Annotated in this window: 10 protein-coding genes and 1 pseudogene; 10 read left to right on the forward strand and 1 reads right to left on the reverse strand. The window is 34.3% G+C overall.

What is annotated here, in order from left to right:
* Positions 1-942 (forward strand): carbamate kinase, encoded by a 942-nt coding sequence (gene arcC, locus BM203_RS05390; RefSeq protein ID WP_090093370.1) that lies wholly within the window; start codon positions 1-3, stop codon positions 940-942.
* A gap of 114 nt (positions 943-1,056) precedes the next feature.
* Positions 1,057-1,776, forward strand: a complete 720-nt coding sequence (locus BM203_RS05395) for a helix-turn-helix domain-containing protein (protein WP_090093371.1) — start codon at positions 1,057-1,059, stop codon at positions 1,774-1,776.
* A 149-nt stretch (positions 1,777-1,925) separates the two neighbouring features.
* On the opposite strand, the gene BM203_RS05400 is transcribed toward BM203_RS05395, so the two are convergent.
* Positions 1,926-2,159: a hypothetical protein gene (locus BM203_RS05400; RefSeq protein WP_090093372.1), complete on the reverse strand. Its 234-nt coding sequence runs from the start codon at positions 2,157-2,159 to the stop codon at positions 1,926-1,928.
* 146 nt (positions 2,160-2,305) lie between these two features.
* Here BM203_RS05400 and BM203_RS05405 point away from each other — a divergent pair, with 146 nt between their 5' ends.
* The 8 genes and pseudogenes from BM203_RS05405 to BM203_RS05440 form a co-directional block, all read left to right on the forward strand.
* A complete protein-coding gene (locus BM203_RS05405) occupies positions 2,306-3,607 on the forward strand; it encodes a PTS transporter subunit EIIC (RefSeq protein ID WP_090093373.1) in 1,302 nt (433 codons plus the stop codon).
* Positions 3,600-4,463, forward strand: a complete 864-nt coding sequence (locus BM203_RS05410) for an alpha/beta hydrolase (protein ID WP_090093374.1) — start codon at positions 3,600-3,602, stop codon at positions 4,461-4,463. Before BM203_RS05405 ends, BM203_RS05410 begins: the two co-directional genes overlap by 8 nt.
* Before the next feature lie 2 nt (positions 4,464-4,465).
* Positions 4,466-6,994 carry an ATP-binding cassette domain-containing protein gene (locus tag BM203_RS05415; RefSeq protein WP_090093375.1) on the forward strand — a complete coding sequence of 843 codons (2,529 nt, stop codon included), beginning with the start codon at positions 4,466-4,468 and terminating at the stop codon, positions 6,992-6,994.
* Positions 6,995-7,191: 197 nt separating this feature from the next.
* Positions 7,192-9,282 (forward strand): ATP-dependent Clp protease ATP-binding subunit, encoded by a 2,091-nt coding sequence (locus tag BM203_RS05420; RefSeq protein ID WP_090093376.1) that lies wholly within the window; start codon positions 7,192-7,194, stop codon positions 9,280-9,282.
* Positions 9,283-9,522: 240 nt separating this feature from the next.
* On the forward strand, positions 9,523-10,032 hold the full coding sequence (locus tag BM203_RS05425; RefSeq protein WP_090093377.1) for a hypothetical protein: 510 nt from the start codon (positions 9,523-9,525) through the stop codon (positions 10,030-10,032).
* A 1,428-nt stretch (positions 10,033-11,460) separates the two neighbouring features.
* Positions 11,461-12,198: an ABC transporter ATP-binding protein gene (locus BM203_RS05430; protein WP_090093378.1), complete on the forward strand. Its 738-nt coding sequence runs from the start codon at positions 11,461-11,463 to the stop codon at positions 12,196-12,198.
* Between the two features lie 16 nt (positions 12,199-12,214).
* Positions 12,215-14,131, forward strand: coding sequence for an FtsX-like permease family protein (locus tag BM203_RS05435; RefSeq protein WP_090093379.1), 1,917 nt, complete (start codon positions 12,215-12,217; stop codon positions 14,129-14,131).
* 263 nt (positions 14,132-14,394) lie between these two features.
* A pseudogene (locus BM203_RS05440) lies at positions 14,395-14,636 on the forward strand (hypothetical protein); the annotation flags it as partial.

A 14,636-nucleotide genomic window follows, 5' to 3' on the forward strand; every position in this document is an offset into this window, starting at 1 on the left:
ATGAAAAGAATTGTTGTTGCATTGGGAGGCAATGCCATCTTAACCGATGATCCGTCAGCACAAGCCCAACAAGCCGCCTTAATGAAGACAGCGGATTACCTAACGGAGTTTATTGCTAAAGGAGATATACAATTAGTCATCACTCATGGCAACGGCCCGCAAGTGGGCAATCTATTATTACAAGAACTTGCAGGTAGTACCAAAAGCAATCCAGCTATGCCATTAGATACAGTTGGCGCTATGACGCAAGGCGAAATTGGCTTATGGCTGGCCAATGCCTTAAACATATGTGCAAAAAGGCGACAATTATCATTAAATGTTGCAACAATGTTAACTAGAATAGTTGTTGATGAACATGATAAGGCATTTGCACATCCTTCAAAGCCAATTGGACCATTTTATAATGAAGAAGAAGTGGCAGAAATTGAAAAAGAACACTCTGATTGGCAAATTGTTGAAGATGCTGGTCGCGGCTTTAGAAGAGTGGTTCCCTCACCTAAACCAATTAGTGTTATGGAAGCCCAAGCAATTAATACTTTGGTAGATAATGATGTGACTTTAATTGCTGGTGGTGGTGGTGGTGTTCCCGTTGTTAAAGCGGGAGCTGAAGTTCATGGTATTGAAGCAGTAATTGATAAAGATTTTTCAGCAGCAAAATTAGCTGAACTAGTTGATGCTGATGAATTAATAATTTTAACTGCTGTAAAATATGTAACTTTAAATTATCAACAGCCAAACCAAAAAGACTTGCATGAAGTTCGCGTATCCCAAATGAAAGAATATTTAGCAGATAATCAATTTGCAAGCGGATCAATGAAACCAAAAGTTGAAGCTGCTATTTCATACGCAGAGTCAACCGGTCATAAAGCTATTATTACATCATTAGATAATGTTTCTTCTTATTTAAAAGATGGTGATGGAACAGTAATTGTTCCAGATTAAGAAAAAATTGCCGAACAGTTACTTGATAGAGCTATTTAATTACCTATTTGCAGATAGTAAATTTATATAAGAAAAAATTTATATATTAATTAGTTAAATAGGAGAACGATAAATATGCTTGAAAAATTTATGCATGAGTGGTTATACGTTTCAGATTATGATGTGCCGGTAGCTGATAATGGTTTTGATGGGCGTGCTAAAATCAATGGCGTTGACCTAGATATAAAATATATTGCTGTAGTAGCCTCAAGTGAATATAACAATTTGCCTGAATGGCGATTAGCATTTAATTTAGATAAAAGTAAACGCGTATATGTTATGCGGCAAAATAAGGAAAAAAATTTTTTAACTAATTTACCTAAAAACATTTTTATTGGTATTGGTAGACCACATTTTGACTTGTCGGGCAGTATTAAAGAAGCACTGTTTGCTTTAACATTAACGAATAAGTTTGATGCCACTGTTTATTATGATGAAGTGGCAAATATGGCTAATATCATGCATTCAACCTTAGATTATCCAGCTATCCGAAAAAAGCTAAGTCAAATTGATGAAGATACACAACTAACCCTATGGCTGTATGCCAAAGATCAAGTATCTATGTCGTCACTGGCTAATATTTTAATGGTTCACCCCAAGACTGTAGAATATCGTTTACAGAAAATTAAAACAGTGACTGAACTAGACCCACATAAGGGCATCGATTTATTAACCTTAATAGTAGCATTTTTAAAGGAAAGAACTGATAAATTGCGGATACTTGAAACTGAATTGCAGAGTTTTTCAAATCATATGTTGCCAAGAGATATAACAACCTCTTTAAGTATTAAGTAACTGTCTAAGCGATTTTTATTAATATCATAAACTAGATTTAAATTTAATAATAAAAGTCTCCTTAAGAATTCAAATATCCTAGTGTTAAACACTAGGATATTTTTATTTTATCCAAAAAAAGTAGGAACTTTCCTGCTTGGCTTGCTTAGTTAAAGCTTATTTAAATCATCAATGTTGCTTTGAAATAATTTATTTGAATAGCTTGATTCACTTTCATCGGCTTGCTTCAAAGCTTCCTTGACCTGTGTTGAACTTAGGTGATTAACTAAGTATGCTTTAAGAGCTCTATTAGTTAATTCATCCAAACTAAGATCATTAAGATCGAGATATTTTTTAATCAACATTTCTACATTGGTTGATAATTCGATTTTTTTCTTACTCATTTTTTCACCTTCTAGAAGTTACAGCTATTATAACATTTTGAGTAAAATGACTGTTAAAAAATAAATAAGAACTATACGTAAAATTTGCTGGCTTAGAATAAGTGGCGTATTATTTTGTCTTAATAGTTTGGTTAGGAGTTCAAAAAATGATTGATATCGCTACTATAGTTAAAATTCGTGAGTGTTCTTTTTTTAAAGCTGCTCAACGTACTTTAGTTATGTTAATGCCAATTGCCATGGCTGGTTCATATTTTAAACTTTTGCATAATTTGGTTTTTGCCCCCGACGGACTAATATACAATATTTTTGGTTTAGATCAGGTAATATCAGATCAGTTTTGGTATACGGGTTCATTTATTAGTGCGGGCATGGTGGAAGTAACTTTTGGCATTTTTGGACTGTATGCTTGTTACTTTATGGCTCAATATACGGCTCGAATTTATCATAAAGATTCGAGTATGGCCGGTATAACTGCTGTCTTATTTATTCTTTTTTGTGCTTATGCATCTAGTACTAATCGCAATACCCAACAGCTTTTTTCAGAAAACTTATTACAAATTAATGCGGTATTTATTGCTCTAGTTATTGGCTATGGGGTTGGTCTTATTTATCGATTTTTGGGTAAAGATTATCAGCCTGTTAAAGATGAAAGTACAAGGACTATTCAAAGCCGGGTTTGGCAAGCTGCGCTTCCAGCTTGTGTTTGTCTCATATTGAGTATTATTTTAGGAATTTTTATTTATGATTTAAAAATTAAGCTATTAAATTCGACTAGTTTTAATGAACTTATTAATCGAGTACAGATTACAAATAATTTATGGGAAGTAATGTTACTCACAGTAGTTATTACTTTTTTAAATTGGTTGGGTATAGGTTTTCCAGTACATGCCCTTTCTGGAACAATTAATAATGCTCATTCTGCAGAAAATTTAACCTATGCTTTACAACATGGCAATTCTTGGCAGGTTCCTTATCAATTTTTGGGTAGTTCTTTAATTAATAATTATGCTATGATGGGTGGCTCTAGCGTTACTTTAGCAATCATTGTCATATTAATGCTGCGTCATGAAAATAAAGAAATTGTTTCTTTAACCAAAATTAGCCTTTTGCCAGCAGCATTTAATTCAACTTTGGGCTTTACCGTGGGGCTACCAATTATGCTGAATCCCGTATTTTTGTTACCGAGCATTTTAATTCCACTATTTAATTTACTAATAGCCGCTAGTGCAATTAGCTTACGGCTTATTCCGGTGAGTGTATATCCAATTTTAAAAGGGACACCAGGGTTATTAGTTCCCTTTTTTGGGACTAATGGCAATTGGGGAACGTTGATTTTTACAATTTTGTTGTTTTTAAGTGACATTGGCTTATTGTGGCCAATTATTAAACTTAGTGAACGGGTAAGCAAAAAGTTAAGTGAGGCCACGCAGGAGAATGTAAATGAATAAAAACACCAATTATAAATGGCTACTCGGATTAGTCGTAATTATGATTATTTTATCTATCCCCAGTTATTCCTGGATGAAAAAAGAAAATAATACTCGAGCAGAACGGAGTAAATCGTTACTTTCGCCCGTAATTATGGTGCCGGGATCAAGTGCAACAACAGAACGATTTAATCAATTAATTAGTCAGCTAAATAAGACAACTGTGCGTCGACATAGCGTATTAAAAATCACTGTTTCACGTGAAGCAAAATTATCATATAGTGGTTCAATTAAGAAAAATGACCTCGAACCATTCATTATTATCGGTTTTACCGATAATCGCGATGGATATGCAAATATAAGAAAGCAAGCTTATTGGCTAGATATAGCGTTTGACTCTTTAATGAAGAACTATAAATTTAATAATTTTAATGCTTTTGGTCATTCTAATGGAGGACTTATTTGGACTTATTGGTTAGAACATTACTATTCACAATATGACAGCGATGCTAAGATTAAACGGTTAATGACTTTGGGGACGCCTTATAACTTTACTGAAAAAAACATAGCCAATCGAACGCAGATGTTAGCAGACTTTATTAAAGGACGTAGTAAATTACCGAAAAGCTTAAAGGTTTATTCGTTAACTGGTGGTAAAAATTATGAGTCTGACGGCATTGTACCTGAAAGTAGTGTAGCAGCGGGTAAGTTTATTTTTCAAAATCAAGTTAAAGCTTATACGGCCATAATCGTGACCGGTAAGCAAGCAGATCATTCTGAATTGCCCCAAAATAAACAAGTAATTCAAGTGATTCGCCAGTATTTATTGAAAAAGCCTAACAAATCGGTGAAAACAAATAAAAGAAAAGATGATTAATCATGAAATATAAAGAACAACCAACAAAGATTGAAGTAATTGGTGGCCGAGTTAATAATTTGAAGAATATTAATGTTGAGATTCCCTTGCATCAATTTGTAGCAGTAACGGGTCTTAGTGGCTCTGGTAAATCTAGTTTGGCAATGGGAATATTATATGCAGAAGGCGCGCGCCGCTATCTTGACTCCTTGGCCACTTATACGAAAAGACGAATTAATCAAGTAGGACGCGCAGCTGTTGATGAAGTGCGCCATATTCCATCGTCTCTTGCCTTGCGCCAGCGTCCTGATATACCTGGAATAAGATCAACAGTAGGAACAGTGACTGAAATTTTTAATATTTTACGCCTTATTTTTTCCCGGCTCGGGTCACCTGTTTGTCCTAAGGGACATCGAAATGCCCCCACTATTGAAATAGCGCAGGCAATGGATTTAACCGGTGAGCAAATGGGTAAGATTCATTGTACAGAATGTGGGGTGGAATTTTATGCCTTTAGCGCGGAAGATTTTGCATTTAATTCAGATGGTGCTTGTCAAGTATGTCAGGGTTTAGGGAAGGTTGAACAACTTGATGACAGTAAAATTATTGCTGATGAAAATAAAACGCTTGCTGACGGTGCAATTGCTACTTGGCAGATTCCTGGACGCAATTGGATGTGGCGTATTGCCCGTGAATTAGGAGTTCGTACAGATATTCCTTACCGCGACTTAACTAAGAAAGAAAAAGCAATCGTGCTTCATGGTGAAGAGAGAAAAGTACCAGTAGATGTTCCAACTTCGACTGGACGTATTTATCATCTTGATGCCTTATATGAAAATGCCTATAATGCAGTAATTAATTCGCGTAAGACTACTAAGTCTGAACGCGGGCTTGAACGAATAAATTCCTTTTATCATTTCAATACTTGTCCGCATTGCCAGGGCTATCGTATTGATCCTACCCGTTGGCAACAATTAGTTGCTGGGAAAAATATTGTGACAGCTGAACAATTAACTTTAGGTGAGTTGCCCCAGTATATGCAAGCAATAAAGGACTGGTTGCCGCAGTCAATGCAAGACTTAGCTACAAATTTAAGTGATGAACTACTACATCAGGTTAAGCCTTTATTGAAGTTAGGTTTAGATTATCTAAGTTTAGCTCGGTCAGCTAATAGTTTGTCGACTGGCGAATTACAGCGCATACAATTAGGCCGAACTTTAAGAACAGAAACTACTGGGGTGTTATATGTGTTAGATGAACCTTCAGTAGGGTTGCATCCTGATAATGTAGCTGGCTTAATTGATATTTTTCACCAATTAGTTAATCAAGGAAATTCTTTAGTAGTAGTTGATCATGAAACTGAAATTATCAGTGCAGCTGATTGGATTATTGAAATTGGCCCTGGTTCTGGTAGTCAGGGAGGGCAAATTATTGCTCAGGGTACCCCGTTACAAATAAAGCAAAATTCCAATTCGTTAATTGGCCCATATTTAACTGGTAATGCACCACTGCTTGTTCGTCCAGTAGCTAATAGAGAACTTTTTTCATTAGGACAAATTGACCTAGCAATCACCCAGCGTTTCAATTTAAAAGACGTACAAGTTAAAATTCCGTGTGGCTTTATGACGGCAGTTACTGGTTTTTCTGGAGCAGGGAAAACCACGTTAATTCTTGATGCCTTGTTACCGGCTTTGCAGGCGCAAAAAGCACATCAGCCAATGCCTAAGTGGATTAAGCAGTTTAAGGGCAAGTCAATTAAAAATGTAATTAGTGTTGATTCTTCACCAGTGGGTAAAAATCAACGTTCTACAGTAGCTACTTATACGGATATTATGGATAATTTGCGTAAATTGTTTGCCCAACAACCGCAAGCTAAGAGTTATAAGTATCGTGCCAGTCATTTTTCCTATAATAATAAAGAGGGAGCTTGCTCAGCTTGTGGGGGTAGTGGTGTAATATCGCTTGATATTCAATATTTGCCCGATATGGTTGAAACTTGCTCACTTTGTGAAGGACACCGCTATAATCAAGATGTGTTAAGGGTAAAATGGCAAGGATTAAGTATTGCCGAGATACTCGACTACTCAGTAGCTGAGCTACTTCAGCAAAATTTGTTTCAAACAGAGCCTAAAATTCAAAAAACATTAACAACTTTAAGTCAAATGGGTTTAGGCTACTTGCATCTTGGTGAAGCAACACCCGCTTTATCAGGAGGTGAAGCTCAGCGGCTAAAGTTGACTAGTCATTTGCACCGGCAACAAAAAGACAGCTTGTTTATCTTTGATGAACCGACAGTGGGACTACACCCGCAAGATGTTAGAACGCTATTGCAAGTTTTTCAACAACTTTTAAATAAGCAGGCGACAATCATTACGATTACCCACGATTTAGATATTATGGCTAACAGTGATTATATGATTGATTTAGGCCCGAGCGGAGGAGTAAATGGGGGACAAATAGTTGCTTGTGGTACACCTGTGGATATTTCGCAAAATAGGCAGAGTTTGACAGCAAAATATTTACGTGCCCAGTTTCAGTTATACCAAAAATAACTAAATAGTAAGCCTTATTTAGGACCATAAGTCTTGATAGATAAGGCTTTTTGCTTTCGAAAAATAATTGTGGAAAAGTAAGTTATCTTTCTTGCTATCTGTGGATAACCTGCTATAATTACAAGTATAAGAAATTAGCACTCGATGATTTTGAGTGCTAATTTAAAATTTGTAATGAATACAAGGGGTGTTTAGATATGACATATTTTGACAACGAATTTGATAACTTATTTAACGAATTAAACAATTCTTTCTTTAATAGTCCGAGTGATAATAATGGTTCGATTCCTATTCACTATTCAAGCAGTATGAATATGGCACCACAAAATCTTAAGCAAAACGTTCCAACTCAAAAAGAGCAACCAATTGGGATTGACTTAGTTGAACAAGCTAAAAATAATAAATTTGATCCCGTAATTGGGCGTGATGAACAAATTCAAGCAGTAATTGAGATTTTAAGTCGACGTAAGAAGAATAATCCGGTGCTAGTTGGACCAGCAGGTGTTGGTAAGACTGCAATTGTTGAAGGTTTAGCCCAAAAAATTGCCCAAGGGGACGTTCCTGAAAAAATGAAAGATAAGCATATCATTGCCATTAATATTAATGATATGGTTGCTGGCTCAAGTTTACGGGGTAGCTTTGAAGAACGTTTAAAGAAAATTATTGATGAAGCAAAGAAAAATCCCAATATCATCTTATTTATAGATGAATTACATAATATTGTTGGCGCTGGTTCGACTGATTCGGAAAATAATAGTGGTGATGCAGCTAATATTTTAAAACCGGCTTTAGCTAGTGGAGATTTAAATTTGATTGGGGCGACAACTACTAGTGAGTATCGCCAAATTGAAAACGATGCGGCTTTAGCGCGGCGCTTCCAACCAGTTGATGTGCCAGAGCCTTCAACTGATGTGACCGTGAAGATTCTGGAAGGTTTAAAGAAAAAGTATGAAGAGTATCACCATGTAAAATATAGTGCTAGCGCTATCCGACTTGCCGTAGAATTATCACAACGTTATATTCAAGGTCGTTACTTACCAGATAAGGCAATTGATTTACTTGATGAAGCTGGAGCAAAGAAAGGACTTGATGCAACCCCTAGCGATGAAGCAGGACTGAAACAGCGTATTAAAACTTTAGAAAATGATAAAAAAGTTGCTGCTCAAAATGAAGACTATGCTAAGGCCAGTGACCTAAAACAGCAGCTTGAAAAATTACGTGACCAATTAGACCATCTTGATGATGCAGATACGCCTAGGGTTACAGATCAAGATATCTATGCTCTAATTGAGGCTAAAACTAGGATTCCAATGAGTGAATTACATGCCAGTGAAGGACAGAAAAACTTAAATTTAGCGGCAAAATTAAAGGCAACAGTGATTGATCAAGACAAGGCAATTGAAGTTATTACTGATGCGATTGCTCGTAAGCAAATTTTCAAAGATAATAATCGTCCAACTGGTTCATTTTTACTTACAGGTCCAACTGGTGTTGGTAAGACAGAACTTGCTAAGCAATTAGCAATTCAATTGTTTGGGGGTGAAAACCATTTAATTCGCTTAGATATGTCGGAGTATCAAGACCAGATGGCTGTGAATAAGCTCATTGGCTCAGCTCCAGGATATGTTGGCTATGGTGAAGGTGGTCAATTGACCGAAAAAGTACGCCACCAACCATATAGCTTGATTTTATTTGATGAAATTGAAAAAGCTAATCCCCAGATTTTTAATGCTTTATTACAAATTATGGATGATGGTCGCTTAACCGATGCGCAAGGAAGAACCGTTTCCTTTAAGGATACGATTTTAATCATGACGTCAAATGCAGGCTACTCAGATAACTTACTTAAGGATGGTCAAGTTGACCATGAGCAGTTGATCAAGGCACTAGAGGCTTACTTCAGACCAGAATTTTTGAATCGCTTAGACGCAATTGTTCCGTTTAATGCGCTTACGCCAACCGATATGACAAAGATTATCGATATTTACTTGAAGAAAATGACGCATGTCTTGGCTAAAAAAGACGTCAAATTGGTGGTCTCACCTGAGGCTAAAGCTTACTTTGCACAAAAAGGTTATGACAAGAAATTTGGTGCAAGGCCATTACGGCGCGTGGTGGAACAGGAAATGGAAACACCAATTGCTAAACTATTAATGAAGGCCCCAGACACTAAGGAAGTTAACTTCACGGCTGATGGGGCACATGTCTACTTAAACGGGGATGCCATTATTGATATTGATGTACAATCTGTAGATAAGGATGACCAGGAAGAAAGTAAGACAGAATAATGCTGTAAGTATAAAGCGCTAAGAAACTAAATAGCGCCTTGGTAATTACTGTGGATAACAAAAAAGAAGGCCGGTAACAACAGCCTTCTTTTTTATGCGCGGCTTAATGGGTGAAAGTAAAAGAAAATGACTATACTGCTTACTAAAGTAGCAAAATTTAATAAATTAAATCTGTTATTATTAGCACATATGCTATAATTGTATAGTATTGAAAATGTTTGATATCCAAGAGGTAATGAGATGAAAATAAATAAGAAAATTATTTCGTTAGCCATTGCTGGTGTTGCAATGCTTGCACCTATAACTAGCCAAATTGCTGTAGTTTCAGCAGATACGGCTAATACGCAAACAGACACTAATAAGCAAAATACTAACAAGGCAGCTGTCACTTCAGTTAATCCCAAGAAAGCTGAACCAGAGCCAAAGCTGCATAGCATTAGAGAGAAAGCAAACTGGTCAAAGCAACATAAACGTGCCAATCGCGCATTTAACCAGCTAGTTAAGCAAGGGCAAAAATTATCACCACAGAAACAAGTTGTACTTTACCAAAAATGTTTAAAACACTTTGAGTTGATTAATACTAAATATACTAAGAGGTTTACTAAGCAGTTAAGGGCAGAAATTAAATGGTTAAAGGCCCAGATTTTACTAGCAAATGATCATGATGAATTCCTGCCTTATCCAGCAGTAAATAATACAAATAAGCCTGAAAAACCTAAATCAGCAAAAACATCAAAAGAAGTCATTTAAGGCAAAAGATACTTTTAATGATGGAGATGGAAGCCATCTGTATAGTTACGGTGATAGTAATTATTTGAATGACTATCCACAATATAAAAAGTAGCCAATTTATGGTAATAAAATTTTAATTGGACGAGAAATTTAAAACTTTTAAGAAACGTGGCTGCAAATTTAATGGAAATCAGGGTTACAAAGCACATAACAAAAACTTGCTGAGCGTGACGATAAACTTATTGCTGAAGGAAAATTAAATTAATTCACCTTTTGTTATAGGTCGTTTAATTAACTATCAGAATACTAATTTCACACCGCTAGGGAAACCAAGCGGTGTTTTTATTTTGTTAGCGAGGTAAAAGATAATGTCAATATAGAATCTCAATATATTATTAAAAATAGTAATATTGCAATTAACTATATGTCAGCGCTGTTTTGTATTTGAATCACTCCTTCGTATTTTTTCCAATTAAATTAAAGCGAAAATTGTAATTTTAAGTTGAACATGCTACTTGACTTGATATAGGCAATCTAATCCTTTTTCATATAATTTGGCGAAGGTATGACAAGCTAAAATTTTGCGCATCAGGTTATTGCGCCATTTTATATAAGCTAAATTACCGCGTTAGATTATCAAATTAATTAATCCTGAATCCAAAAATAGTAAAAAGATCAAATCATTTGGAACTAATAAAAGCATTAATATGCTTGTACAAATCAATAATATTCCTATTACTTTATCGTTTTTTTTGCTTTCTATTTTTGTTGGCTTCAAGTAAGGTATCAATATCAATGCTATGCCTAAAAATATAAAGATTATCAAAAAGCTTATGTTTCTTTTTAAACAGATAAAGTAAATTAGACCTATCAAAAATTGCAATATACCGCATATTAGGTATGACATTTTAGCAGTTAACTTAAATTTATTCATATTTCAAAACTCCATTGTATGACTAGAATAAAAAAATTCATATTATTGACTAATTTATAATCTTAAATATAGATATTGAATTAGCAAAGTCTTGCATTTTATAAAAAGGCATTGGTGCAGTGATTGCCTTTGTCATAGCAGTTTAGGCAACATAGAATGTCTATCACCGATATTTTATCACCAATTATTTAAAGAGTCTTAAAAAGGCCTAAAAAATTGCTACTGATCTATGTACTAATAAAAATTGGCTATCTGATATTCCACAAAAAAGAAATGTTTTTGGATTGATGACAAGTACGTCAGGAATGGCATATGAATTATTGAGAACCATATATTTCAAGAAAGTCCCTTCGATATTAGAATTAGAGCTTTATAAAAAATAATATTTCAAGTTTTATTTAAAATCATTTGGATTTCTTTTTTTACTTTCTAGGATACTAATTGACATAGTTTTCTATCAGATTTATTGTATTAGATATATAGTACAAGGAAACAGGAAGCGAGGATTAATTATGACTAAAATTTTACGAGTAAATAATGTTACTAAATTTTATGAAAAGCGATACCAAGCACTAGCCGGTATTAACTTTGCAGTTGATTTTGGCGAATTTGTAGCAATCATGGGTGCGTCTGGTTCTGGCAAGACTACGTTGCTTAATATGATTTCGACGTTAGATACAGCTTCTGGAGGCACAATCTATGTTGATGAGCATGAAATCTCCAAATTATCTGATGATGAGGCTGCCAATTTTCGTAAGAAAAAACTAGGTTTTGTTTTTCAAAACTATCGTTTATTAAAAAGCTTAACGGTAAGACAAAATATTGCCGTTCCTATGTCATTACTCGGTAGAAATGACCAAGAAATCGATCAAAAGATTGATAAGTTAGCCGAATATTTTAGATTAAGTGATCAACTTGATAAATATCCAGTGGCTTTATCTGGTGGTCAAAAACAGCGTGTAGCGATAATTAGGGCCATCATTAAGAATCCAGCACTCTTATTTGCCGACGAGCCTACAGGTGCGTTGGATTCACAAGCAGCTAAATTAATTATGGAATATTTAGCAAAAGTGAATCAAAAATTTAATACTTCTATCTTAATGGTTACTCATGATAGTTTAGCGGCCAGTTATGCTAACAAGGTTATTTTTCTAAAAGATGGCAAAATTGTTGACCAAATTGTTAAAAAAGATAGTAATGATGTCTTTCAACAACTATTGGCGCAAAGATTAGCCGAAGTAGAAGCTTAGGGGAGTGAGATTAATTATGAATTACAAAGTAATAGCTAAAAACAATATCAAAAACGGCTTTGGCTTATACAAAAATTATTTTATCTCGCTTTCGTTAATTCTAGGATTATTCAACACTCTGCAAATTTTCGCTAAAGACCATGTAATTGCTGATTCTTTATCAAGTTCAGCAAAAGTTGAGTTCATGTCTTATGTTACTTCGATATTATTTACCTTATTTACAATTTTCTTTATTATTTACTTTAATCGTTTTTTCTTAAAGCAGCGTGCTGAAGAGCTAGGGATTTATTCAATGCTAGGTATGTCAAAGAAGAATATTACTTCAATTTTAATGATAGAAAACACCATTATTATTGGAATGGCCTGCTTTGCTGGTATCTTTCTTAGTATTTTGTTTTATAGTTTAATAAAAATACTTTTGATTGTAGCTTTAAAGCTTGATATACCGTATCTAACGCAGTTCACCTTTTTACCATTCTTAATTACAATAGCACTTTCAATTTTTATGTTATTAGTTATCTTTTTTGATAATCACCATTTGATTAAGCGCTTATCCATCATAAATATCTCTAATTTAAATCAAGTTGGCGAAAAAGCTGTTAAGACCAAGTCTTGGACAGCTTACTTAGGGATAATTTCGTTATTAATAGGCTATGCCTTGGTTTTAGATCTTGTTAAACAACAACAATCTTTGTGGGTCAAAATCGGTTTTGTACCAATGGCATTGATTACATTAGTATTGGTAATAATTGGCACATTTTTAATTATCAAAAGCACTTTAGCTTATCTTATTAATCGTAAAATCAATAACCATCGTCAGCTGTATCGACCAACGAATAATATCTTTTTGCCAGAATCGCTGTTTAAATTAAAAACTAAATCAAATCTATTAGTTGTATTGTCTTTAGTTATATCGGCTGTTATTGCTCTTACTGCAACTTGCTTTTTACTAATAAATTATCAAAAAGCTTCATTAATAAAAACAGTCCCTTCAGCTATAGAAATTGACCAGAAACTTAAGCCTGATCAAGTGACCAAGGTGAAGCAAATCACTAAAAATTACGGTGGTGATTTTAAAACGGTAAAAGTGATTAATGCGACTGCAAAACGACCAATAGTACTAAGTGAAAAAATGGCTACCAAAAAATGTAGAATTATTAATCTCAGTACTTTTAAAGGGTTATTAAAGCAACAATATAATAAACCGCAGCATAATTCCAAATTTTCTAAGAAGTTAGCGTATCTTTTTACACCATATACGATAAAGAATTCTCGTGGTACGGTAAATATTAACAAGCAAAAAGTCAGTTTGAAAGAGACCAATATCTGGCCCATATTTGCTAAAGGTAATTTTGCCTACATAGCTGTTAATGACCAACAGTTTAAAAAAATAAGTCAACATGCTAACAGTAAGACAATTTATGCAATTAATGGTGCCAACCTACGCGACAATGAGGAACTTTACAACAAAATCAAAGAGTTAAAGATCAAATTTCTAAGTGCCTACAAAACTAATAAAGATGCACTTTCATATAATAGTGCAGCATTCCTAATGGCAACTCTTATCTCTGTATTGTTTTTTGTATTTATTGGTTGTATTCTCTATTTCACTATACTCATGGATACTTTAGGTGTGACTGATGAATTCAAATTTTTAGGTGATATCGGCTATAATAAAAAGCAGCTACGCAAAGCGGCTACTGCTAATAACTTATTGATATTCTTACCACCTATAATTATGGGCGGATTGAATGGTTTAATGGCTTTCATTGGATTCAGGTTTAATTTTTTAGCTAACGACGTAATAAAATTTTTAGGTGCTTTTCAGATGGTGGGGGAACCAATTATTATAACTTGTTTATTACTTTTAATTGCTTATAGTATAATTTACGTTTTTTCATACCATAAAACTAAAGCTTTATTAGGTATCTAAGTAAGAGCTTTATCCATAACTTGTATGTAAGCAATTAACTTAGTTTAACTTCTTTGCCAGATTTACAGAAAGCCAAAAGCGAGTAGAAAAAAGGCAAAAAATATAGATGATACAAGATAATTTATACAAAAATAGAAATAAGAACGATAGGACTTAAAGATAGAAATATCAAAAATTAATTTAACGTATATATAAACTAAAATAATATGCTATAATAAATAACATATGTAATATTTTGCTATATAAACATTAAAGGAGATAAAATGGACTCAAGAAAAAAATTAGCAACTATGGTTTGTGGAATTGCACTAACTTGTTTTGGTATATCGGCTAATAATCAAGTAACAACAACAGCTCATGCTGCAGTATCTTCAACCTCGGATGCAGGAAATGAAACTTCAACTCCAGGTACGGGAAATGAAACTTCAACTCCAGGTACGGGAAATGGAACCACAACCCCAGGTGCAAGTAACGGAACTTCAACCCCAGGTGCAGGAAACGGAAC

The organism is Lactobacillus bombicola (assembly GCF_900112665.1).
Taxonomy (GTDB): domain Bacteria; phylum Bacillota; class Bacilli; order Lactobacillales; family Lactobacillaceae; genus Lactobacillus; species Lactobacillus bombicola.

Bases quoted from the DNA above. Each gene is read 5' to 3' on its own strand.
- arcC (WP_090093370.1), top strand. From the start codon at position 1: ATGAAAAGAATTGTTGTTGCATTGGGAGGCAATGCCATCTTAACCGAT.
- BM203_RS05435 (WP_090093379.1), top strand. From the start codon at position 12,215: ATGAATTACAAAGTAATAGCTAAAAACAATATCAAAAACGGCTTTGGC.
- BM203_RS05400 (WP_090093372.1), bottom strand. From the start codon at position 2,159: ATGAGTAAGAAAAAAATCGAATTATCAACCAATGTAGAAATGTTGATT.
- BM203_RS05415 (WP_090093375.1), top strand. From the start codon at position 4,466: ATGAAATATAAAGAACAACCAACAAAGATTGAAGTAATTGGTGGCCGA.
- BM203_RS05405 (WP_090093373.1), top strand. From the start codon at position 2,306: ATGATTGATATCGCTACTATAGTTAAAATTCGTGAGTGTTCTTTTTTT.
- BM203_RS05410 (WP_090093374.1), top strand. From the start codon at position 3,600: ATGAATAAAAACACCAATTATAAATGGCTACTCGGATTAGTCGTAATT.
- BM203_RS05420 (WP_090093376.1), top strand. From the start codon at position 7,192: ATGACATATTTTGACAACGAATTTGATAACTTATTTAACGAATTAAAC.
- BM203_RS05395 (WP_090093371.1), top strand. From the start codon at position 1,057: ATGCTTGAAAAATTTATGCATGAGTGGTTATACGTTTCAGATTATGAT.
- BM203_RS05430 (WP_090093378.1), top strand. From the start codon at position 11,461: ATGACTAAAATTTTACGAGTAAATAATGTTACTAAATTTTATGAAAAG.
- BM203_RS05425 (WP_090093377.1), top strand. From the start codon at position 9,523: ATGAAAATAAATAAGAAAATTATTTCGTTAGCCATTGCTGGTGTTGCA.